The organism is Streptomyces sp. MBT53 (genome assembly GCF_016654115.1).
Lineage (GTDB): Bacteria > Actinomycetota > Actinomycetes > Streptomycetales > Streptomycetaceae > Streptomyces.
In genome coordinates, this window is sequence record NZ_JAEQAZ010000003.1 from 117,323 (window position 1) to 137,722 (window position 20,400).

22 protein-coding genes and 1 pseudogene are annotated in these 20,400 nt (G+C 71.3%); 11 read left to right on the forward strand and 12 right to left on the reverse strand.

Annotated features, from left to right (window positions below):
* Positions 1–58 precede the first annotated feature (58 nt).
* The gene (locus tag JHN45_RS02365) at positions 59–1,006 is read left to right on the forward strand and encodes a GlxA family transcriptional regulator (RefSeq protein ID WP_200709933.1); all 948 of its coding nucleotides are present in this window, start codon (positions 59–61) and stop codon (positions 1,004–1,006) included.
* Positions 1,007–1,062: 56 nt separating this feature from the next.
* Positions 1,063–1,893, forward strand: coding sequence for a hypothetical protein (locus JHN45_RS02370; RefSeq protein WP_200709932.1), 831 nt, complete (start codon positions 1,063–1,065; stop codon positions 1,891–1,893).
* Positions 1,894–1,900: 7 nt separating this feature from the next.
* Here JHN45_RS02370 and JHN45_RS02375 read toward each other — a convergent pair whose 3' ends face one another.
* From JHN45_RS02375 to JHN45_RS02390, 4 genes are all read right to left on the reverse strand, one after another.
* Positions 1,901–2,464: a TetR/AcrR family transcriptional regulator gene (locus JHN45_RS02375; protein ID WP_200709931.1), complete on the reverse strand. Its 564-nt coding sequence runs from the start codon at positions 2,462–2,464 to the stop codon at positions 1,901–1,903.
* The gene (locus tag JHN45_RS02380; RefSeq protein ID WP_200709930.1) at positions 2,461–2,823 is read right to left on the reverse strand and encodes a DUF1304 domain-containing protein; all 363 of its coding nucleotides are present in this window, start codon (positions 2,821–2,823) and stop codon (positions 2,461–2,463) included. Before JHN45_RS02380 ends, JHN45_RS02375 begins: the two co-directional genes overlap by 4 nt.
* Positions 2,824–2,897: 74 nt before the next feature.
* Positions 2,898–4,529: an amidohydrolase gene (locus JHN45_RS02385; RefSeq protein WP_200709929.1), complete on the reverse strand. Its 1,632-nt coding sequence runs from the start codon at positions 4,527–4,529 to the stop codon at positions 2,898–2,900.
* A 20-nt stretch (positions 4,530–4,549) separates the two neighbouring features.
* Complete coding sequence (locus JHN45_RS02390; RefSeq protein ID WP_200709928.1) at positions 4,550–6,040, reverse strand: APC family permease; 1,491 nt, start codon at positions 6,038–6,040, stop codon at positions 4,550–4,552.
* Between the two features lie 134 nt (positions 6,041–6,174).
* On the opposite strand from JHN45_RS02390, the gene JHN45_RS02395 reads away from it, so the two are divergent.
* Positions 6,175–6,930: a TetR/AcrR family transcriptional regulator gene (locus JHN45_RS02395; protein ID WP_201047772.1), complete on the forward strand. Its 756-nt coding sequence runs from the start codon at positions 6,175–6,177 to the stop codon at positions 6,928–6,930.
* Here the strand turns inward: JHN45_RS02395 and JHN45_RS02400 are convergent.
* Entirely contained in the window at positions 6,896–8,335 is a 1,440-nt protein-coding gene (locus tag JHN45_RS02400) for a VCBS repeat-containing protein (protein ID WP_201047773.1), read from the reverse strand. The two genes, JHN45_RS02395 and JHN45_RS02400, sit on opposite strands and share 35 nt — an antisense overlap.
* 177 nt (positions 8,336–8,512) lie before the next feature.
* Between JHN45_RS02400 and JHN45_RS02405 the strand changes: the two genes are divergently transcribed.
* A complete protein-coding gene (locus JHN45_RS02405; protein ID WP_200709925.1) occupies positions 8,513–8,899 on the forward strand; it encodes a VOC family protein in 387 nt (128 codons plus the stop codon).
* Between the two features lie 21 nt (positions 8,900–8,920).
* On the opposite strand, the gene JHN45_RS02410 is transcribed toward JHN45_RS02405, so the two are convergent.
* Positions 8,921–9,223: a DUF4235 domain-containing protein gene (locus tag JHN45_RS02410; protein ID WP_307783022.1), complete on the reverse strand. Its 303-nt coding sequence runs from the start codon at positions 9,221–9,223 to the stop codon at positions 8,921–8,923.
* 204 nt (positions 9,224–9,427) lie between these two features.
* On the reverse strand, positions 9,428–9,877 hold the full coding sequence (locus JHN45_RS02415) for a nitroreductase family deazaflavin-dependent oxidoreductase (RefSeq protein ID WP_200709923.1): 450 nt from the start codon (positions 9,875–9,877) through the stop codon (positions 9,428–9,430).
* Between the two features lie 392 nt (positions 9,878–10,269).
* On the opposite strand from JHN45_RS02415, the gene JHN45_RS02420 reads away from it, so the two are divergent.
* Positions 10,270–11,493: a cytochrome P450 gene (locus JHN45_RS02420; protein WP_201047774.1), complete on the forward strand. Its 1,224-nt coding sequence runs from the start codon at positions 10,270–10,272 to the stop codon at positions 11,491–11,493.
* A 13-nt stretch (positions 11,494–11,506) separates the two neighbouring features.
* A complete protein-coding gene (locus JHN45_RS02425) occupies positions 11,507–11,704 on the forward strand; it encodes a ferredoxin (protein ID WP_200709921.1) in 198 nt (65 codons plus the stop codon).
* A 45-nt stretch (positions 11,705–11,749) separates the two neighbouring features.
* On the opposite strand, the gene JHN45_RS02430 is transcribed toward JHN45_RS02425, so the two are convergent.
* Positions 11,750–12,628: a sigma-70 family RNA polymerase sigma factor gene (locus JHN45_RS02430; protein ID WP_201047775.1), complete on the reverse strand. Its 879-nt coding sequence runs from the start codon at positions 12,626–12,628 to the stop codon at positions 11,750–11,752.
* 68 nt (positions 12,629–12,696) lie between these two features.
* On the opposite strand from JHN45_RS02430, the gene JHN45_RS02435 reads away from it, so the two are divergent.
* Positions 12,697–13,359 carry an FMN-dependent NADH-azoreductase gene (locus JHN45_RS02435; protein WP_201047776.1) on the forward strand — a complete coding sequence of 221 codons (663 nt, stop codon included), beginning with the start codon at positions 12,697–12,699 and terminating at the stop codon, positions 13,357–13,359.
* Positions 13,360–13,361: 2 nt separating this feature from the next.
* Here JHN45_RS02435 and JHN45_RS02440 read toward each other — a convergent pair whose 3' ends face one another.
* Positions 13,362–13,913 carry a TetR/AcrR family transcriptional regulator gene (locus JHN45_RS02440; RefSeq protein WP_201047777.1) on the reverse strand — a complete coding sequence of 184 codons (552 nt, stop codon included), beginning with the start codon at positions 13,911–13,913 and terminating at the stop codon, positions 13,362–13,364.
* A gap of 100 nt (positions 13,914–14,013) precedes the next feature.
* Between JHN45_RS02440 and JHN45_RS02445 the strand changes: the two genes are divergently transcribed.
* Positions 14,014–14,472, forward strand: coding sequence for a nuclear transport factor 2 family protein (locus JHN45_RS02445; RefSeq protein ID WP_201047778.1), 459 nt, complete (start codon positions 14,014–14,016; stop codon positions 14,470–14,472).
* Between the two features lie 9 nt (positions 14,473–14,481).
* A complete protein-coding gene (locus JHN45_RS02450; protein ID WP_200709916.1) occupies positions 14,482–15,006 on the forward strand; it encodes a flavoprotein in 525 nt (174 codons plus the stop codon).
* On the opposite strand, the gene JHN45_RS02455 is transcribed toward JHN45_RS02450, so the two are convergent.
* Positions 15,003–15,857 (reverse strand): hypothetical protein, encoded by an 855-nt coding sequence (locus JHN45_RS02455; RefSeq protein WP_307783023.1) that lies wholly within the window; start codon positions 15,855–15,857, stop codon positions 15,003–15,005. The genes JHN45_RS02450 and JHN45_RS02455 overlap by 4 nt on opposite strands.
* Positions 15,858–16,063: 206 nt before the next feature.
* Between JHN45_RS02455 and JHN45_RS02460 the strand changes: the two genes are divergently transcribed.
* Positions 16,064–17,035 carry an aldo/keto reductase gene (locus JHN45_RS02460; RefSeq protein ID WP_201047779.1) on the forward strand — a complete coding sequence of 324 codons (972 nt, stop codon included), beginning with the start codon at positions 16,064–16,066 and terminating at the stop codon, positions 17,033–17,035.
* A gap of 45 nt (positions 17,036–17,080) precedes the next feature.
* Here the strand turns inward: JHN45_RS02460 and JHN45_RS02465 are convergent, their stop codons facing one another.
* Positions 17,081–17,860, reverse strand: coding sequence for a phytanoyl-CoA dioxygenase family protein (locus JHN45_RS02465; protein WP_201047780.1), 780 nt, complete (start codon positions 17,858–17,860; stop codon positions 17,081–17,083).
* A gap of 538 nt (positions 17,861–18,398) precedes the next feature.
* On the opposite strand from JHN45_RS02465, the gene JHN45_RS02470 reads away from it, so the two are divergent.
* Positions 18,399–20,231 (forward strand): ricin-type beta-trefoil lectin domain protein, encoded by a 1,833-nt coding sequence (locus JHN45_RS02470; protein ID WP_236583112.1) that lies wholly within the window; start codon positions 18,399–18,401, stop codon positions 20,229–20,231.
* Between the two features lie 3 nt (positions 20,232–20,234).
* On the opposite strand, the pseudogene JHN45_RS52725 reads toward JHN45_RS02470, so the two are convergent.
* Positions 20,235–20,333: pseudogene (locus JHN45_RS52725) on the reverse strand (universal stress protein); the annotation flags it as partial.
* Positions 20,334–20,400: the final 67 nt, after the last annotated feature.

A 20,400-nucleotide genomic window follows, 5' to 3' on the forward strand; every position in this document is an offset into this window, starting at 1 on the left:
GCCGGGTCCCGCCCGACAAGAAAATGGCACGATGGCCAACCTTCGATAGAATCGTGCCATGCAGCATGTGGAACGGGTCGTGGTCCTGGCGCTCGACGGCGTCTACCCCTTCGAGCTGGGCATCCCCAGCCGCATCTTCGGCGCCGCGGACGGCCGCTACGAGGTGCTGACCTGCACGGTCGACGGCCGCCCGGTGCGCACCAACGCCGACTTCTCGATCGCGGTGGAGCACGGTCCGGAGATCCTCGAAACCGCGGACACGGTCGTGGTCGCCTCCATGGCCACCCCGCGCATCCCCGAGGGGCTGCCCGCCGAGATCGCCGCCGCCCTCGCCCGGATCCGCCCCGACGCACGCATCGTCTCGATCTGCACGGCCGCCTTCGTGCTCGCCGCCGCCGGTCTCCTCGACGGCCGCCGCGCCACCACCCACTGGCAGGTCGTGGACCACTTCCGGGCCCGGTATCCGCAGGTCGACCTGGACCCGGACGTGCTCTTCGTGCACGACGGCCGGATCCTCACCTCGGCCGGCGCGGCCTCCGGAGTCGACGTCTGCCTGCACATCGTCCGCACGGACCACGGCAGCGAACTCGCCAACACCGTCGCCCGCCGCTGTGTCGTCCCGCCGTTCCGCGACGGCGGCCAGGCCCAGTACATCCAGCAGCCGGTCCCGGACTCCGGCGCCACCAGCACGGCCGCCACCCGTGACTGGGCCCTCGGCCACCTCGACGAACCCCTCGCCCTGAACGACCTGGCCCGCCACGCCGGGATGAGCCTGCGCACCTTCGCCCGCCGCTTCAACGACGAGGTCGGCCTCAGCCCCGGCCGCTGGCTGATCCAGCAGCGCGTCGCCCGTGCCCGCGACCTGCTGGAGGCCAGCGACCTGTCGGTCGACCAGATCGCGGGCCGCGTCGGCTTCGCGACCGGCGCCTCCCTGCGCCAGCATCTGCACGCGGCGATTGGCGTCTCCCCGCAGGCCTACCGGCGGACGTTCCAGGAAGCCCGCTGAACCCGAACGTTTCGGCCCGCCCTCGCGTCGTAGGGACGACAGGCGAGGGGGAGAGCATGCGCAGAGGGCTCACGGCGGTCGCCGTGCTGGCGGCCGTGACGGCTGTGGGGTGCGGTGACGACGGGAACGGGAAGGACGTCGTGGTCGCGGGCACCCCGCCGGCCACGCCCTACAGCGGACCGCTCTACGTACCGGCCACCGCCACCGACAAGTCGGGTGCCGCCGGCCGGGCGCTGGAGTGCGACGGGAAGATGTACGACAGCGGAGGCGCCGACGCCTGGAGCGAGGGCGACGGCGGCAGGACTCCCGAGGACGGTCTGCGGGCGTACTTCAACATGGAGCAGCCGGAAGTGCCGCGCACGGGCTATCGAGTGGAACGCAAGGCGGACGGGCGCGTGCTGTTCTCCTACGACGTCGACGGCCGCACGAAGGTCGCCGTCGTCGTCGCCAAGGACCGCAAGAACAGGCCGGGTTGGGGCCCGGAGTCCAGCGCCTCCTGCGATCCGGCCGAACTCCCGGCGGGCTTCGCCGAGGCGCACGGATACGAGATCTGGACCGACCGGGACGGCCGTCGCGTGGCGACCACGGTGGTGAGCAGCTCGGTCGGGGCCGCGCACTGCGACTGGCAGAAGGCGCACTTCCTCCAGACCGGCGAGGGCGCGAAGGGCAGGCTGTACGCCCGCGATCCCGACAAGGTGCTCCCGTCCGAGATGCTCACCGCCGCCTACGACGGTGACGTCCACATGCCGGCGAACGCCCGTGACACCGGATACCGGTACCAGGACTGGCAGTTGTGGCTCACGCCCGACGCGTCGAAGGCGTACGTCCGCACCCCGGCCGGCGTCGAGGCCTGGCCGTCGGTGAAGGACGGCCAGGGCTGTCTGTGAGCCGCCGTCACCGGCTCATGTGCAGGGCGACCAGCAACTGCCATACCTGGTCGGCGATTTCCTCCGGCGTGCCCGCCAACAGCCCGTGCAGCCAGTCGGCCAGCACCCCGCCGAAGGTCCCGGCGACCGCCGAGGCGACCAGCGGGGCGTCCGCCGCGCCCGCGAGTTCGCGCTCACGGAGGCTGTAGGCGCGCAGGTCCCGGTGCAGGACGCGGCCCAGCGGACCACCCCCGCCCGGGCTCAACAGGCCGCGGTACAGGGCCGCGTGGGGGAGCAGACCGGCGAAGAACTCCGGCAGCGCGGGCGGCGCGTGCACCGGATCAGGCCGCCCGCGCCAGGCGTGCAGTGCCTCCACCGCGTCCCGTACGACGTCCGCGCAGGCGTCGACCGCGAGCGCCGCCAGGCCGTCGTAGTGGACGTAGAAGGTGGCCCGGCCGACCCCGGCCCTGCGCACCAGGGCGGCGACGCCGACCTCCTCCAGGGGGTGTTCGGCGCACTCGTCGAGGAGGGCCTGACGCAGCCGTGCCCGGGTGCGGGCGGCCCGCGGGTCCTCGGGCTCGGCGCGGTTCACTGGGAGATGAGCACGGCGGCCAGGGCCAGCGCGCCGGGCAGCGCCTGCGCGAACAGGATGCGCCGGTTCGCCGTCACCGCGCCGTAGACGCCCGCGACCACGACACAGCTCAGGAAGAACACCTGGGCGCGGAAGCCGGTCGGGTCGGCGGCGATCAGGCCCCAGATCAGACCCGCGGCGAGGAAGCCGTTGTACAGCCCCTGGTTGGCGGCCATCGGTGCGGTGGCTCTGGCCATCTCGGGGTCGAAGCCGTGCAGGCCGCGCCCGGGCTTCTTCTGCCACAGGAACATCTCCAGCACCAGGATGTACAGATGCAGCGCGGCCACCAGGCCCACCAGCACGTTCGCGAGCGTTTCCACGATCAGCCGACCCCTCGTCGTCTTGGACAGATGTCCACTATAGCTGGACACCTGTCCATGTACGACCACTCGGGTCAGGCTCCGTCGGCCGCGTACACCTCCGCCCCGCCCACGTAGGTGAGCGCCACCCGCGTCTGTGCGATCTCCTCCGGCGGAGCGGCGAACGGATCGCGGTCGAGGACCACCAGATCCGCCAGCGCGCCCGCCGCGACCCGGCCGGTGTCGTCGAGATGGTTCGCGTAGGCCGACCCGGCCGTGTACGCCGTGAGCGCTTCCGCGAGTCCGATGCGCTCGCCGGGCAGGAACACCGGCCCGGTGCTGCCGGGTTCGACCCGGTTGACCGCGACATGGATGCCGTGCAGCGGATCGGGACTGCTCACCGGCCAGTCGCTGCCCGCCGCGAGCGTGGCGCCGGAGCGCAGCAGCGCCCCGAACGGGTACTGCCACAAGGCCCGTTCGGGCCCGAGGAACGGAATCGTCAGCTCGTCCATCTGCGGTTCGTGCGCGGCCCACAGCGGCTGGATGTTCGCGACCGCGCCGAGCCGCGCGAACCGCGCCACGTCGTCCGGGTGCACCACCTGAAGGTGCGCCAGATGCGGCCGGGTGTCGCTCGGCCCGTTCGCCTCCCGCGCCGCCTCGACCGCGTCCAGCGCGTTGCGTACGGCCCGGTCGCCCAGCGCGTGGAAGTGGCACTGGAACCCGAGCGCGTCCAACTCGACGACGTACTTGGGCAGTTGGTCAGGGTCGATGAAGCTGGTGCCCCGATTGCCCGTGACGCAGCCGCACTTGTCCAGATACGGGTCGAGCAGAGCGGCGGTACCGGTCTCGGCGACCCCGTCCAGCATCAGCTTCACACTGCATGCCCGGAACCGGCCGTGGCTCAACGCCGCCCGCCGCTCGACGAGTTCGGGGATCTGCTCGGCCCCGCGCTCCCGGTCCCACCACAGCGCGCCGACCACCCGCGCGGTGAGCGAGCCGTCGCGGGCGGCCGTCAGATACGCGTCCGACGGATCGGCCATCCCCGCGAACTTCCCGACGATCGCGTCCTGCCAGGCCGTGATCCCGAGCGCGTGCAGATGCCGCTGGGCGTGCAGCAGCGCGGCCAGTCGGTCGCCCGGAGTGGTCGGTGGCGTGAGCCTGCCGACGAGCTGCATCGCCCCCTCTTGCAGTGTTCCAGCAGGCTCGCCCGACGCGTCGCGCTCGATCCGCCCGTCCGCCGGATCGGGCGTGTCCCGCGTGATGCCCGCCAACTCAAGGGCCCGGCTGTTGACCCACGCACCGTGATGGTCCCGGTTGGGCAGATACACCGGCCGGTCCGCTACGACCGAGTCCAGCAGCTCCTTCGTCGGCGTACCGCCCTCGAACGCCTCCATCGACCACCCGCCCCCGGTGATCCACTCCCGCTCGGGATGCGCGTCCGCGTAGGCACGCACGGCGGCCAGCGTGTCCGCCGCCGTCTTCGTCCCCGTCAGATCGCACTGGGTCAGCTCAAGCCCCGCCGGCACCGGATGCACATGCGCGTCCTGGAACCCGGGCAGCAGCAACCGCCCCGCCAGATCGACGACTTGAGTGCCAGGCCCGGCGAGGTCGTGCACCTCGGCATGTCCTACGGCCGTGATGCGGTCGCCGGTGACGGCCACGGCGGTCGCCGTGCGGCCCTCGGGGGTGAGGACGTGGCCGTTGGTGAAGAGGAGGTCTGCGTGCATGGTCCGTTTCCTTGCGGGGGTCATGAAGAGGTGGCGAGCAGTTGCGGTGCGTCGGCGTCCGTACCCTCCCCGGACTTGAAGTAGGGCGACTTGCGTACCCACTTCGCCCAGGCGGCGGCCACGAAACCCGACGCGATCATCGCCGCGGGAGTCAGCAGCAGGAACCAGCCGTTGTCCGCGCTGACTTCGAGGTGGTCGGTGGAGGTGTAGAAGGACCAGGCGAGATAGCCGCCGAGCCCCAGCAGGGCGAGGGCGCTCAGCGTGGGGAGCACCACCGCGCGGATTCCCTGCCGCCAGTCCTCCTGGAGGAGGGAGCGGAAGCGCACGGCGGCGGCGAGGGCGGTGAGCGCGTAGGAGAGGGCGACGACGATGCCCACGGCGTTCACCGTCGCCATGATCATGTCGGCGAGGCGGGGGATCACCAGCGCGAGGGCCGCAACTGCCGTTGCCAGCGCGCCGATCAGCAGAGTGCCGAGGGCCGGGGTGCCGTAGCGCGTGCTGACCTTGGACCAGACGGGGCCGAGCGTGCGGTCGCGGCTCATCGCGAACATGCCGCGTGCGGTGGGGATCACGCCGGCCTGGAGGGAGGCGACCGCCGAGAACATCAGGGCCACCAGGGGCAGCGCGGCGAGCGGCTGGGAGGCGAGGCGGTCGCCGAAGTAGGCCAGGCCCTGAGCGCCGTGGCCCGCCAACTCGCCCTCGGACAGCACCCGTTGGAAGGCGATCGAGCCGAGCAGGAACAGTCCCAGCATCGTCACGAGCGTGATCAGGCCGGCCCGGGACGCGTCGCGCGGGTCGCGCACCTCCTCGTTCACGGTGAACGCGGCCTCGAATCCCCAGTAGCAGAACACCGAGAGCAGCAGGCCCTGCGCGAGCGCCGACGCCGAGGGGATCGCGAAGGGGTCGAACCAGCTCAGGCTGAAGGAGTGCGGGCCGGTGACGATGCCGTAGCCGCAGAAGCCGAGCAGGACGACGTACTCGAAGACCAGCAGTCCGGTCTGGAGGCGGGCGGCGGTGCGGACACCGGTGACGGCGGTGAGGGTGACGGCGACCAGGACGACGATCCCGACGGCGGTGGTCTGGGCCGTTGAGCCGGGGTCGAGATTGAGCCCGGCCAGCCGGTGCAGTCCGGCCTCCCCGGCGAGCTGGATCATCGCCGAGCCGGTGACCGCCGTGGTGTACGCGAGGAACGCGATCGTCGCGACGATGTTCACCCACCCGACCAGGAAGCCGAGCCACGGAGTGAGTGAACGGCCCACCCACACATAGCCGTTGCCCGCGTTCGGCTCGACCTTGTTGAGGCGGGAGTAGGCGCCCGCGATGCCCAGGATCGGCAGGAACGCGAGCAGCATGATGGCCGGCAGATGCAGCCCGACCACCCCGGCGGTCACGCCGAGACCGATGCCGATGCTTGTGGTCGCGGCGGTGCTGGACGCGGCGATGGCGACGCCGTCCAGCAGACCGAGGGACTTGCGCAGTGCGGGCCCCGACGGGGGTGGCGTGTCGATCATGGCGTGCTCTCCGCTCGCACCGGGGGGCCCGAACGGCCCCGGTGAACGCACATGAAACTGCGCGGGCCCTTAACAGGTCAACGGTGTTGTCATAAGGTGCGGACACCCGGAACCGAGCAGCGAGGAGGTGCCGGATGAGCGAGCGTGTCGTCCCGGCCGCCGACCGGCGGCGCAGACGCCCCACCAAACAGGGCGTCGTCCTGTCCGAGGAACTGATCGTCGAGACCGCGCTGAGGCTGATCGAGGAGCACGGTGCCGAGGCCCTCTCCGTGCGCCGTCTCGGGCGCGCCCTCGGTGCCGACCCCAGCTCCCTGTACCGCTACTTCCGGCACACCGACGACCTGATGCTGGCCGTCGCCGACGAGCTGATCGGCCGCACCCTGCGCACCTGGCGGCCCAGCGGCGACTGGCTGGCCGACCTGCGCGACCTGGGCCTGCGCATGCACGCGGGCGCGCTCGCGCACCCGCGAGCCGCGATGCTCAGCTCGTACCGGGTGACCGGGCGGGTGTACGAGATCCAGGCCGTGGAGACCATCCTCGGGGTGCTGCGCGGGGCCGGTTTCCCCGACGCCGACGCGGTGCGGATCTACCACGCCTACGTCGACCAGGCCCTCGCCTTCGGTGCCCTCGACTCCGCGAACACGGCGCTGCCGAAGTCCGCCCGCGACGCGGAGGCCGCCGTATGGCAGGCGATGTACGCCCGGCTGCCCGCCGACACCCACCCGCACATCGCGGCCACGGCCCGCCATCTCGTGGCCTCCATGCGGCACAGTTCCTACCCGGCCGCGCAGGATCTGCTGCTGAGCGCGGCTGCGGCCCGGCTCGCCGAGATCCGGGCCGGGGAGCGGGCGCTGCCTACGAGGAGCGCGGGGCGAAGTCCGTCGTCGTGAACGCGGCCCGGTCCCCGGACGTCGTGCCGTCCGTGATCCACCAGCGCGTGGCGCGCTCGCCGTAGAAGCCGAACCTGGGGTCGGCGCCCCAGTTCAGGATCAGTTCGTCCTTGCCGTCCCCGTCGAAGTCGGCGGCCCCCACGGGCCGGGCGTGCCGCCACTTCGCCGGGATCTGCCTGCCGTCCGCCGTCGCGGGCCCGTTGCGCAGGACCGTGGTCCGCCGGGTGCCGTCGATGAGCGTGGCGCCCGTGTAGGTGGCGACCAGGATGCCGTCCCGGCCGTCGCCGTCCGGGTCGGCGGCCATGTAGCCACCCGGCCCGTAGTCGGTGCGCGCGGACCGGGGGGCCTCGGGCAGCCGGTACGTCACCGGTGCGCCGCCGTCGCCGGGATAGACGGCGAGCGAGCCGTCGACCTCGGCCGGCTCGGTCTCGTAGCCGGGCTCGTCGTTTCGGCCGCCGTCGTCGCCCACGGCCACATCGCGCCGGCCGTCGCCGTCGAAGTCACCGAACGCGTGGGCGTTCCCGCTCCTCAACTGCCGTGTCGAAGCGGACAGTTGAGAGCCGCGCCGGGCCGTGTAGAGCGTGTTGCCGGACTGCTCGCCGTCGTTCACCGCGTGCAGCAGCAGCGAGGTCGCGCGGGGAGTGCCGGACGGGTCGATGGCGTCGGCGATCAGTTCGCCGTCCGCCCAGGGGAGGCTCGTGTCGGTGCGGGCGGGCACGCCGGAGCGCGAGAACGGGCCGTAGAGCACCACCATCGACGAGTGGTTGTACGCGAGGCCGGCGAGGTCGTGGTGCCCGTCCCCGTCGAAGTCACCGCGCACCAGGGATCGTATCCCCAACTTGCTTGCGCTCTGCGGTAGTTGAACGGGTGTGGCGGAGGCCTTCGAGGTGGCTCCGCCCCAGGTGACGTACGGGACGGTGTGCGGGGCGCTGATGTTGCCGTCCGAGACCATCGAGCCCTGGACGGTGGTGACGAAGTCCGGGAAGCCGTCGCCGTCCAGATCGGCGGTCGTGACATCCGCGGCGGACACCGCGTTGTTCGGCGTCAACAGCTGCTTGCCCGGGGCGGGCAGGCCCAGGTCGCCACGCCCGAGGACCGAACGTGTCGACGGGGCGAGCCCCTTGGCCGACCCGTAGACCACACCGACCCGTTCGTCGGGGGCGTCCGCCCCGCCGCCACCTACCGTGACCGGCACCACGAGGTCGCGATGTCCGTCGCCGTTGATGTCGTCGGGATCCTTGGAACCCTTGCCCAGAGCGGGAGTTCGGCTCGCGGCGGCCGTGCTCGGACCGTCGGAGGAGGCCGACGGTCCACGGGCGGCGGTACCGTCACCGCTTCCGCAGCCGCTCAGCGGAGCGAGTGCGGTGCAGACGGCGAGGGTCACTACGGCGATACGCGGCTTCATCCGCCCCACTCTCGCATCTCCTGTCACACCCGAACCAGGGGAGCCGTGTGGTCGTCGCGCTTTCGTTGATCGCGGCAGACCGTCCGCATCGTCGGCATCAACTGGCCGATCGGGGATACCTGTTGAGTGCGTGGCAACCGGACTCGACGCTTGCGCGCCTGAATTCTCGGAGGAACCATGGCACTCGTGACCGCAAGCTTCGTGGTGCTCGACGCGGGCGAGCCGGAGAAACTCGCCGTGTTCTACACGGAGTTGCTCGACGGAGAGCAGACGGACATCTCGCTCGACCAGGTGGAGATCAGGGGCGCCGACGGCACCCGGCTGGCGTTCCGCCGCGACGCCGGCGCCATCCCGCCGAGCTGGCCCCGCGCCGAGAACAACCAGCAGGTCCACCTGGACTTCCTGGTGGAGGACCTGGACGAGGCGGAGCGCAGGATCATCGGCCTCGGCGGACGCGCGCTGGAGACCAAGGACATGCCGGGCCCGTACCAGGAGCGCGTGTACGCGGACCCGGCCGGCCACTCCTTCACCATCCGCCCGGTACCGCCCACGACGTCCGAGTAGGGTCGAGACCCCTCAACATCCTTACTCCCGGCCGCCCTTGTCCTTCGCCGGCCAGACACCGGTCGAACGCTCGATGGCCTTCGCGCCGGTACGGTCCGCCGCGCTGCGTGCCACCGCGAACAGGGCGCCCTGGAGCGCGGCGGCGAACAGGATCTCGCCCCAGCCGCGGTTGCGGTCCAGCGGGTCGGGGGCGTCCTCCTCGTGCCGTATCGCCTTCCACGTGGCGCGGAAGGCGCGGCCCGCGAGGGCGCCGCTCACGATGCCCAGGACCAGGCCGACGGGCTGGTAGACGAGGGGGAGTTTCAGCTTCTTGCTCTTGGCCACGCGGGTCTCCTTCTGCGAACGTGCCGGTCGGCACCCTGACGGTGCCATTGAAACCGGGGCTTCGGAAGAGGGACCAGCAGACAGCGGAAAGCCCCGCCGCGACGGGGGAGCGCGGCGGGGCCTGAACGGCGGGTGCCCGGCGGGCACCGGTTCATGCGCCTCGGAACAAGGAATTTCCCCGCGGACGCGGACCTGCTGTCGGTGTCAGCTTCCGTCGGCCGGTTCGAGGACGAACACCGGGATCTGTCGGTCCGTCTTCGTCTGGTACTCGGCGTACGGGGGATACGCGGCGACCGCCCGCTCCCACCACTCGGCCTTCTCCTCGCCGGTGACCTCGCGGGCCGTCAGGTCCCACTTCTGCGGGCCGTCCTGAAGCTCCACCCGGGGGTCGGCCTGGACGTTGAAGTACCAGACGGGGTGCTTGGGCGCGCCGCCCTGCGAGGCGACCACGGCATAGCGTCCGTCGTGCTCGACCCGCATCAGCGGGGTCTTCCGGATCTTCCCGCTCTTGGCGCCCACGGTCGTCAGCAGGATGACCGGCAGACCCGTGTCCATCAAGGTCGTCCCCTTGGTGCCGCCCGAGCTCTCGTACAGCTCGACCTGGTCGCGCACCCACTGCGACGGGCTGGGTTCGTACTCGCCCTCAAGAGGCATGGCATTCGTCCCATCTCGCGTTCTACGGCTTTCTCGCATCGGGATTCAACACCAGCGGGCGCGCGATTCATCCACACCGCGACTCTCTTCGGCCACGGCCCCTCCATCGGGCGATGACGGCGGAGGCAATCGCGCCGACGGTGGCGAGATCCGGCTGACCGTCAGGTCCACCGGGCGGCCGTATCGCGCCAGTTACGGCTTGCATCTCACCGTCCGGGAGGGGCTGATCTTCTGCCACCGCATGCACGAGGACGGGAGCCACGCGAACCGGACCGTCAGGTTCAGCCAGATTGTAGGGACCACCGATCTGGCCGAACTTAAGGTGGCTCCATAGGTGCCTCGGGCATCTAATGAAGATCGGCACGACGCACTCTTCGTCTGCGAGGTCTTCCATGACGGATCTGACGGATCTGACAGCTCCGACCGACCTGACCGAACCCGTCGCCTTCCCCCAGAGCCGCACCTGCCCCTACCACCCGCCCACCGGCTACGACCCCCTGCGCGCCGACCGTCCGCTGACCCGCGTCGCCCTCTACGACGGCAGCCCGGCCTGGCTGGTCACCGGTCACTCCACCGCCCGCGCGCTCCTCGCCGACCAGCGCCTGTCCTCCGACCGCACCCGCCCCGGCTTCCCCGCCACCAGCCCGCGCTTCGCGGCATTCCGGAACCGTACGGCCGCACTCGTCGGCGTCGACGACCCCAAGCACCGCACCCAGCGCCGCATGATGATCCCCGGGTTCACCGTCAAACGCGCCACGGCGATGCGGCCCGACATCCAGCGCATCGTCGACGGACGGCTCGACGCGATGATCGCCGGGGGCGGGCCCGCCGACCTGGTGCCCTCGTTCGCGCTGCCCGTGCCCTCGATGGTGATCTGCGTCCTGCTCGGTGTCCCGTACGCCGACCACGAGTTCTTCGAGGCGCAGTCCCGGCGTCTGCTGCGCGGCCCCACGGCCGAGGAGAGCCAGGACGCCCGCGCCCGACTCGACCACTATCTGGGCGACTTGATCGACCGCAAGCAGCGGGAGCCGGGCGAGGGACTGCTGGACGATCTCGTCCGGGAGCAGTTGAACGAAGGCGCCCTGGACCGGGACGAGTTGAGCGCCCTCGGTCTCATCCTCCTTGTCGCGGGGCACGAGACGACCGCCAACATGATCTCCCTCGGCACGTTCACACTGCTGCGCCATCCCGAGCGGCTGGCCGAACTGCGGGCCGATCCAGGGCTGTTGCCGGAGGTGGTCGAGGAGCTGATGCGGTCGCTGTCGATCGTGGACGGGCTGATGCGGCTGGCCGTCGAGGACGTCGAGGTGGACGGCGTGACGATCCGAGCCGGCGAGGGAGTGATCTTCTCGACCTCCGTCGTCAACCGCGACGAGGCCGTCTACACCGCCCCGGACGCCCTGGACTGGCACCGGCCCGCCCGCCACCACATCGCGTTCGGCTTCGGCATCCACCAGTGCCTCGGTCAGAACCTGGCCCGCGCCGAACTGGAGATCGCCCTGCGCAGCCTCTTCGACCGGCTGCCCACGCTGCGCCTGGCCGCACCGGCGGAGGAGATCCCCTTCAAACCGGGCGACACGATCCAGGGGATGCTGGAACTCCCCGTGACCTGGTAAGAGGCTGCGCTCCATGCACACCGAAATCCACATCGACAAGGACCTCTGCATCGGGGCGGGCCAGTGCGCCCTGGCCGCCCCGGGCGTGTTCACCCAGGACGACGACGGCTACAGCACGGTGCTGCCCGGAAAGGAGGACGGCGCAGGCGACCCCATGCTCCGCGAGGCGGCCCGCGCCTGCCCGGTCACGGCGATCACGGTGACCGACTGACACGACTGACACGACGGGCCGACCGGGGCCTCTCGTACGAGCCGGTCAGCCCGCCGTCCCCAGCACCGCCACCTCGACACCCCGCAACCGCCCCCGATCCGCGATCACCTCGTACGCCGCGACTCGCCCGCCCTCGACGGTCACCCGCAGGGCGAGCAGCAGCCGTCCGCCCGGAGCGACCACGATCCCCACGTGCCCGTCGACGAGGGCGAGCGCGGCGAACCGGGTCCGGGCGCGCAGCAGCACCGTCCCCTCGGCGACCGCACGCGCCCCGCGCAGCTCCGCCGGGACCCCGGGCGGCAGCGCGGCCGGTTCGGCGCGCCGGACCACGTCCGGGGCCAGGACGTCGAGCAGCGCGCCCAGGTCACCGCCCCGCGCGGCGGCGAGGAAGGCCGCGACGACCTCCCGGTGCCGGTCCAGTTCCGCGCCCGGCACCACCGGTGTGCCCCGCACCTTGTGCCGGGCCCGGCTGGCGAGCTTCTTCGCGGCGGGCAGCGAACGGTCCAGCACCGCCGCGATCCGGTCGAACGGCACCGCGAACAGATCGTGCAGCACGAACGCGACCCGCTCGGCCGGTCCCAGAGTGTCCAGCACCACCAGCAGCGCGAGCCCCACCGAGTCGGCGAGCACGGCCTCGTCCTCGGGCAGCTCACCGGCGCTCGGCTCGGGCAGTCCGTCGCCGTAGGGGTCCTCCCGCCGTGAGGCGCGGGTGCGCAGCAGGTCGAGGCAGATACGGGAGACGACCGTCGTCAGCCAGGCGGCGAGGTTGTCGATGTCGTCGCCGTCCGCGCGGCTCAGCCGCAGCCAGGTCTCCTGGACCGCGTCGTCCGCCTCGGCGAGCGAGCCCAGCATGCGGTGGGCGACGGCCCGCAGCCGCCCGCGCTCCGCCTCGAACCGCTCGGCCAGTTCGTCGTGCCCGTGCATGGGTCACCTTTCCTCGTCGTGCTCCGTCACCTCTCCGACGCACCCGAACCGACCGAGGTGACCACACCATGCTGCTGCACATCGATTCCAGCGCCGACACCACCGCCGACTCCGTGACCAGGCAACTCACCGAGACCTTCGCGCGGACCCACGGCACGGCGGACCACCGTCACCGCGACCTGTCCGCCGAACCGGTGCCGCCGATCACCCCCGCCTACACCACCCTCGGCCGCCGCGTGGAACGCGAGGGCTTCGTCCCGCCGGCCAAGGTGCCCGCGCTGATCGAGAGCGCCGCCGAGCAGCGCGAGTGGGACCTGACCCGCCCGTACCTCACCGAACTCCTCGCCGCCGACACCCTGTTGCTCGGTGTCCCGATGTACAACTTCTCGATCCCCGCGAGCCTGAAGGCGTGGATCGACCGCGTCACCTTCCCCGGCGCCCTCACCGATCCCGACACCGGCGAGAGCCTGCTGCGCGACACCCGCGTGGTCGTGGTCATGGCCCGCGGCGGCGGTTACGGCCCCGGCACCCCGCGCGAGCACTTCGACTTCCAAACGTCTTATCTGCGGGCCTACTTCGGCAACCTGGGCGTACCGCCGGACCACCTCCACCTGGTCGCCGCCGAGCTGACCCGGGTCGACGTCATGCCCCACCTGGCCGGCCTGGAAAGCCTGGCGGCAGCCTCCCTCACCCGGGCCCGCGCCACGCTCACGACCCTCGCCGCCGTCTGACCTCAGCGGTCCCGCAGCAACGACCGGACCGCCTCGCGCGCCTCCGCCGCCGGTTCCGCGCTCCCGGTGATGCCCGCCGTGACCATGGCCCCCTCGGCCAGCAGGAACACCTGTCCGGTCAGTACGGCGGGCAGCCCGGCGTCGGCCACGAGAGCGGCGAGATAGTCGCGGAACTCCCGCTTGTGCGCTCGGACTTGGGCCACCACGCGCTCCGAGGTCGCGCCGAGTTCGCCGTAGGAGTTGATCCACGCGCAGCCCCGGAAGTCGGACTCGCCGAACCATCCCTCCAGCCAGTCGAAGACGGCCGGAATTCGCTCCCGTGGATCATCGTGCCGCTCGACGTGCTCGGCGAGGCGTGCGCGCCAGCGCAGGTCACGCCGTTCGAGGTACGCCTCCACCAACTGGTCCTTAGCCGGGAAGAGTTGGTAGAGCCGCTTGAGGGAGAGCCCGGAGGCGGTGCGGACGGCGTCCATGCCGACGGCCTGTATGCCCCGGCCGTAGAACAGCTTCTCGGCGGCGTCCAGCGCCTGCTCCCGGGCGACTGCGCTGTCCATGAGACGACCCCTCCTTGACGTGAGAACGACCGTTCTCTACGTTAGCAGTCGTCCGGAGAACGCTCGTTCTCGCCTCTTGCCCCCAGCTCTGGAGACCACCATGGCCGACCGTCCGCCCCTCCCGCCCTTCACCCGTGAGACCGCGGCGCAGAAGGTGCAGGCCGCCGAGGACGCCTGGAACACCCGCGACCCGCAGCGCGTCGCGCTCGCCTACTCGGAGGACTCCGTCTGGCGCAACCGCGACACCTTCGTCACCGGCCGCGCCGAGATCGTCGACCTTCTCACCGCGAAGTGGGCACGCGAGCACGAGTACGCCCTGCGCAAGGACCTCTGGGCCTACGACGGCAACCGCATCGCGGTCCGCTTCCAGTACGAGTGCCGGGACGCCGACGGGCAGTGGTGGCGGTCGTACGGCAACGAGCTGTGGGAGTTCGACGAGCACGGCCTGATGACCCGGCGCGAGGCCAGCATCAACGACACGCGCATCGAGGAGAAGGAACGGCGTGTGTTCGGAGCGCGTCCGGAGGCCGAACGCGGGCGGTCGTTCCCGCTTCAGTAGGGTTCCGGGATGACCGAACCGGACGGGAATCCCTTCCTCTACGTCGTCGTCTGCGCCGCCGGTATCGCCGCGGGCGTCGGCGAGTTGATCACCGCCGCACTGGAGCGGGACTGGGAGGTCGGGGTCATCGCGACGCCGGTCGCGATGGGCGGCTTCTTCGACACGGCCGCAGTCGAGGCGCAGACCGGTCGGCCGATCCGTTCGGCATGGCGAACTCCCGGTGATCCGCGGCCCTTTCCGCCCCCGGACGCCGTGATCGTCGCGCCCGCCACCTTCAACACGATCAACAAATGGGCGGCGGGTACGGCGGACACCCTCGCCCTCGGCACCCTCTGCGAGGCGTACGGCCTCGGAGTCCCGACGGTCGTACTCCCTTGTGTGGCCGACACGTTGGCCGCCCACCCCGCCTACCGGGCGAGCCTGGCCCGGCTGCGCGAGATGGGCGTCCGCTTCGGGGAGCCGTACTCCGGCGCGGCCCAAGAGGACGGCGGGCGGCCGGAGTTCGGCTGGACGAAGGCGCTGGACCTGCTCTAGGCGCAGGTCACGGTCGGCCCGGCGAGCATGCCCCCGGTGTAGAGCGTCTGGCCCTGGGGCATCCAGTAGCCCAACTTCGAAACCACCGTGGAACAGCGGGACTTGAGGGTGACCCGGACCACCACGGTGTCCGGGTGCCCCGGTTGGAGATCGGTGAGCGCGCAGTCCAGGGCGTGCGGGAGCCGGTTCTGCGCGGGGTGGCGGCCGATCAGCGGGTTGACGCAACGGGCGTCGGTCGTGGTCAGTTCCGCCCCCGTGCCCTCCTCCGCGATGAGCCCGAACCGCGCGCTGCCGTCGCCCTCGTCACTGTGCCGCCGGACCGTGTACGTCAGCGTGGTCACGGAGTTCGGCGCCAGCGTGCTCCGGTCGACCTCGATGCCGTGCGTCGCCTTCGGCCTGGGCGCGGTCAGCGTGAGCGTCGCGCGGACCGTGCCCTGCACGTCCACTCCCTCGGGCATCGACCGGACGTGCACGGCGGCCGTGAAGTCGTACGTCCCCGGCCCCGGATACTGCCCCGACCCGGGCAGCGTCCCGGACGCGACCGTCTCGCCGTCCCGCCGCGCGGTCCAGGTGCCCGAGGTGCGGCACGCGAAGTGGACGGTGGCCCGGAGCTGCCGGCAGGTCGCGGGCGCCGACACCGCCATGGTCGGGGTGCCGCTGCCCGCGCAGAGGCTGACCACGACATGCGCTCCGTGCGCGCCGTGCAGGGTGCCCGCGGTCGCGCACAGCGTCGACGGCGGCTCGGGCGGGGGCGGCGCCGGGTCGGTGTCACCCCACGCGGGCGACACCAGGGCCAGCGGCAGCACGGCCGCCCCCAGCAGGATCCTCAGTCTGGTCCAACGTCTCGGCACCGCGTTCCTCCCGTACGGCCACGACCGGCCGGGCGCCGGTCGTCCGCACAGAGGATGCGCACCCGCGCGGGCCGCCCGACCGCTCCCACGCCGCGCGGCCGGGGGCGGTCACACCAACGCCGGACGTCGGCCGGTGCCCGACTTCGAGCACCCACGAAGTCGTACGCTCCAGAGCGGTACCGAACTCGAAGGCAGGAGCAGCAACGATGCAGTACGTGAAGCTCGGTTCGACCGGCCTGGACGTCTCGCGGATCTCTCTGGGCTGCATGACCTACGGACTTCCGGACCGCGGCACCCACGAGTGGACCCTCGACGAGGAGGCGTCGCGCCCGCTGATCCGGCAGGCACTGGAGGCCGGGATCAACTTCCTCGACACCGCGAACGTCTACTCGGACGGCACCAGCGAGGAGATCACCGGCCGGGCGCTGCGCGACTTCGCCCGCCGCGACGAGGTCGTTCTCGCCACCAAGGTGCACGGCCGCACGCACCCGGGACCCAACGGCGCCGGACTCTCCCGCAAGGCGATCATGGCGGAGATCGACCACAGCCTCGAACGCCTCGGCACCGACTACGTCGACCTCTACCAGATCCACCGCGCCGACCCGCACACCCCCGTCGAGGAGACCATGGAGGCGCTGCACGACCTGGTCAAGGCGGGCAAGGTCCGCTACATCGGGGCGAGTTCGATGTTCGCCTGGCAGTTCGCCAAGCACCAGCACATCGCGGAGCGGCACGGCTGGACCAAGTTCGTGTCCATGCAGAACCACTACAACCTCCTCTACCGCGAGGAGGAGCGCGAGATGCTGCCGCTCTGCGCGGACCAGGGCGTCGGAGTGCTGCCCTGGAGCCCGCTGGCGCGGGGCCGCCTCACCCGGGACTGGGGCACCACCACCGAGCGCAGCAGCACCGACAACTTCGGCAACCGCCTCTACCAGGACGGCGACCGGACGATCGTCGAGGCGGTCACCCGGATCGCCGGCGACCGGGGTGTCCCGCGCGCGCAGGTCGCCCTCGCCTGGCTGCTGCACCAGGGCACGGTGGCCGCACCGATCATCGGCGCGGCCAAGCCGCAGCACATCGAGGACGCCGTCGCCGCCGTCGAACTGGAGCTGAGCGACAAGGAGATCGAGGAGCTGGAGCAGCCGTATGCTCCACACGCGATCAGCGGCCATTCCTGACACATCGTCAACATGCCTGTTTTCGGGCTGAGTTGATACGAACCGTCAGTGCGGGCCGTGCGGTGCGAACTCCGTGCCGCACGGTCCCGCTCCGGCGCTCTCCGCGAGCGGCACCCGTTCGCCGCTCATCGTGATCGTGCGGTAGAAACTCCCGATCCGGTCGGCCGAGCGGCCCACGTAGTGCCCGATGAACGAACGCCGGAAGCGGTCCCCGCTGCGATTGGGCTGCGAGCCGTGCACCAGGCTGCCGTTGAAGAACAGGACGTCCCCGGGAGCCATGTCGACCGGCACCGCCGAGAGCCCGGGCGGCGGGGGGACGTACTCGCGGGCGAAGGACACCCCGGGATCCGCCTCCTCGGGGCAGAACACATCCATGCGGTGGGTGCCGGGTACGACTTCGAGGCCGCCGTTGTCCCGGTCGATCTCGTCGCAGGCGATCCACGCTGCCACGCAGGTGCCGGGCTCGGCCCGCAGATAGAAGTTGTCCTGGTGCAGTGCCTGGCCCCGGGCACCCGGCGGCTTGAAATAGAACATGCTCTGCGCGGCCAGCACCTCTTCGCCGAACAGGGTTTCCAGGACGTCCCGCAGGCGCGCGTCCAGCAGGAAGCGCAGGGCGAGGTCGTCGATCTCGTGCGGGTGCATCACCCGGGGGTATGCGAGCAGGGGATCGCCGCCCGGGCGCGGCGCGAAGTGGCCGGGCACCGGACCCGCCGCGTGCAGTGCCGTGAACCGGGCGCAGAGCCGGTCGATTTCGTCGTAACTGAACAATCCGCGCGCGACCGTGAACCCGTCCTCCTCGAACGCGCCGATGTCCGTGGCTGTCATGCGGGACCTCCTCTGTGTGGTGTCACTCCACAGTGTGCAGGAGGTCGGGCGCCCGCCTATTGGTTGGTCGTGAACGCTCTCGACGGTGCGGGGGTGGCAGGTGTCAACTGCCGTGGCGGCACGGTCCGGTCGGGCAATGGGCCCGGTGGTTCGAACATGACCTGGGAAGACGGGAGGGGTGGCGGTGCCCCCGACCGGTGTGCCGGACGTACCAGGCCGCCCCCGGCCAATGGTTTTGGGATTTCCCGTGTGGATACGGTGGCAATCCCATAACGGACCCCATTGACGAATCGTCAAATGAAGGGTGCCGGAACGCAATGCACAAAACCGAGGAAGACCTTGTTCCGTCTCGCTGACCTGTGCAAAGGTGTGCCTGTCGGCGTGCGGACATTAGATGATTCCCCTCTGCACGCACGAGGCCGCTCCCGTACGCCACCCCCCTTGCTTCAAAAGAGCTGCCCCAGGCGGATGTTGGAGTTGCCGTCAATCGGACGGGCGGACCCTGTCGGCTCGTCGGCACAGTCGCATACCCGCCGGTATGGACTATATTCCGCGTTTCACCTGGAGGAATGCAGCCGTGACGGACCCAGGTCCCTCGAATTCCCCGACTTCCGCTCACCACTTCGAAGTGACCGACGAGCAGCTCAGCGCCGAGCTGAAGAAGTGGACGGGGACGACGCCAGCGCTGCAACCGGTCGGCGAACTGCTGGACCGGCACTGGGAAGCCGCCTTCGCCTATGCGGGGCTGTGCACCGACGGGCCGCACCACGCCGGAATGCTCACCACGGCCGCTTTCACGCGGCTCTTCGGGGAATCCCTGCGGCAGTCCGGACCGACCGCGGCCTGGCGTCCCCAGGTACTGGTCACCGTCCGCCGTATCGCCGCGGAATGGGACACCGACCGCCGCCAGGAAATGCTCCACCCCGACCTTCGCTCGGCGGCCGGCGACGGCGACCGGGTCGCGGCCCGGCTGCTCCCCGTGCCCGAACGGCGCCTCATCTCCCGGGCGTTCCAGCGGCTGCCCCAGACCGCCCGCACCCTGCTGTGGCACCTAGAGGTCGAGAACGAGCCGGCCGCGATAGCCGCCGGACTCGTCGGCCTCGACGAGGAGGGCGCCCGCATCGAACTCGGGCGCGCCGTCGTCCGGTTGCGCGAGGAATGCCTCCTGGTCCACCGCGAACTCGCCCACGACGACGAGTGCCAGCTCTACATCCGGCTGCTGGACGTCACCTTCCGGCGCGGCGGCGCGGAGGTCGACCCGGACCTCGGCATGCACCTCACGGTCTGCAAGCACTGCCGGCACACCGCGGACCAGCTCAACCAGTTCAACGCCGGACTCGGCGTGGCGCTCGCCGAAGCCGTGCTCGGCTGGGGCGCACGCGCCTACCTGGAGGTCAGGGCCGGCAGCCGCAACCTGCCCGCCCAGGTGTCCTCCGCCTCCACCGAACTCGCGCTGCGCTCCGGCCCGCGCCGCGGCGAACTCAGAACCGCCCACAAGGCGGCCCGCCGCGTCCGCCGCCGCAACCTCACCGCGGCCGTGCTGACCGTGAGCGGACTGGTCGTCCTCCCGCTCGTCCTGTGGTCCGCCGGCGGCTCCGGCGGCGCCAAGAGCACGACCGAGAACCAGGCCACCGGCGCATCCGGCACCGGCAAGGAGTCCGCCAACCCCTCCTGGGTCGGCGCCAACGACACCACGCAGGGCACGCTCAGCGGCCGCCTGCACAACGTGGACTCCGGCCTGTGCATCGGCATCGAGGGCAACAAGCCCCTCAAGGGCGCCGAGGCCGAACTGCAGACCTGCTCGTCGTCGGCCGGCCAGCAGTGGTCGTACGAGACCGACGGACAGCTGCGCAGCACCGCCGACCCCGGCCTCTGCCTCGACTCGCACCTCGCCTACGAGGTGACGCTCGCCCCCTGCACGAGCGCGACCTCGGCGACCGCGAAGAACATCCGCTACGACTTCACCCTTCAGGGCATCCTCGTACCGCGCTGGAACCAGGACCAGGCACTGACCCCCGCCTCCACCGACGGCGGCGGCGCGCTCGTCCTGAAGACGCGCGCGGACGGCACGGCGCAGCGCTGGGTCTTCGACACGTCCAAGGCCGACCCGCAGATGCAGGTCGTCAACTGGGACACCGACAGCAGCGACGCGCCGGTCACCACCAAGAAGGCGTCCCCGACGGCAACGCCGACCCCGAAGGCCACACCCACCCCGACGCCGAGCGCGTCGACCCCGCAGTCCACTCCGACGACCTCGGCGCCGACCGCGGGCTACTGCGACTACTACCCGACCTACTGCTCGAGCGGCGGCGGCCAGGGCGGCGGCTGGGGCGGGAACGGCGGCTGGGGCGGAGGCTGGCACGGTCACTGAGCCTCAGCGCGCAGGATGCGGCGGTGGCGGCGGCAGGGTCGAGATGCCCGGCGCCGCCTCCGGCCACACCAGCAGCACCGGACAGGGCGCGTGATCGACGGCGACCGGGCACGGCTGGGCCCGCACAGTCTCGGGCCCGCCGTCCGGTTCGCCGTCGATCACGCGCCCT

Excerpts from the sequence above, each read along its gene's own strand:
- JHN45_RS02435 (WP_201047776.1), top strand. The coding sequence starts at position 12,697 with ATGCTGCTGCACATCGATTCCAGCGCCGACACCACCGCCGACTCCGTG.
- JHN45_RS02385 (WP_200709929.1), bottom strand. The coding sequence starts at position 4,529 with ATGCACGCAGACCTCCTCTTCACCAACGGCCACGTCCTCACCCCCGAG.
- JHN45_RS02390 (WP_200709928.1), bottom strand. The coding sequence starts at position 6,040 with ATGATCGACACGCCACCCCCGTCGGGGCCCGCACTGCGCAAGTCCCTC.
- JHN45_RS02405 (WP_200709925.1), top strand. The coding sequence starts at position 8,513 with ATGGCACTCGTGACCGCAAGCTTCGTGGTGCTCGACGCGGGCGAGCCG.
- JHN45_RS02400 (WP_201047773.1), bottom strand. The coding sequence starts at position 8,335 with ATGAAGCCGCGTATCGCCGTAGTGACCCTCGCCGTCTGCACCGCACTC.
- JHN45_RS02470 (WP_236583112.1), top strand. The coding sequence starts at position 18,399 with ATGGACTATATTCCGCGTTTCACCTGGAGGAATGCAGCCGTGACGGAC.
- JHN45_RS02450 (WP_200709916.1), top strand. The coding sequence starts at position 14,482 with ATGACCGAACCGGACGGGAATCCCTTCCTCTACGTCGTCGTCTGCGCC.
- JHN45_RS02430 (WP_201047775.1), bottom strand. The coding sequence starts at position 12,628 with ATGCACGGGCACGACGAACTGGCCGAGCGGTTCGAGGCGGAGCGCGGG.
- JHN45_RS02420 (WP_201047774.1), top strand. The coding sequence starts at position 10,270 with ATGACGGATCTGACGGATCTGACAGCTCCGACCGACCTGACCGAACCC.
- JHN45_RS02440 (WP_201047777.1), bottom strand. The coding sequence starts at position 13,913 with ATGGACAGCGCAGTCGCCCGGGAGCAGGCGCTGGACGCCGCCGAGAAG.
- JHN45_RS02395 (WP_201047772.1), top strand. The coding sequence starts at position 6,175 with ATGAGCGAGCGTGTCGTCCCGGCCGCCGACCGGCGGCGCAGACGCCCC.
- JHN45_RS02465 (WP_201047780.1), bottom strand. The coding sequence starts at position 17,860 with ATGACAGCCACGGACATCGGCGCGTTCGAGGAGGACGGGTTCACGGTC.
- JHN45_RS02445 (WP_201047778.1), top strand. The coding sequence starts at position 14,014 with ATGGCCGACCGTCCGCCCCTCCCGCCCTTCACCCGTGAGACCGCGGCG.
- JHN45_RS02415 (WP_200709923.1), bottom strand. The coding sequence starts at position 9,877 with ATGCCTCTTGAGGGCGAGTACGAACCCAGCCCGTCGCAGTGGGTGCGC.
- JHN45_RS02460 (WP_201047779.1), top strand. The coding sequence starts at position 16,064 with ATGCAGTACGTGAAGCTCGGTTCGACCGGCCTGGACGTCTCGCGGATC.
- JHN45_RS02370 (WP_200709932.1), top strand. The coding sequence starts at position 1,063 with ATGCGCAGAGGGCTCACGGCGGTCGCCGTGCTGGCGGCCGTGACGGCT.
- JHN45_RS02425 (WP_200709921.1), top strand. The coding sequence starts at position 11,507 with ATGCACACCGAAATCCACATCGACAAGGACCTCTGCATCGGGGCGGGC.
- JHN45_RS02365 (WP_200709933.1), top strand. The coding sequence starts at position 59 with ATGCAGCATGTGGAACGGGTCGTGGTCCTGGCGCTCGACGGCGTCTAC.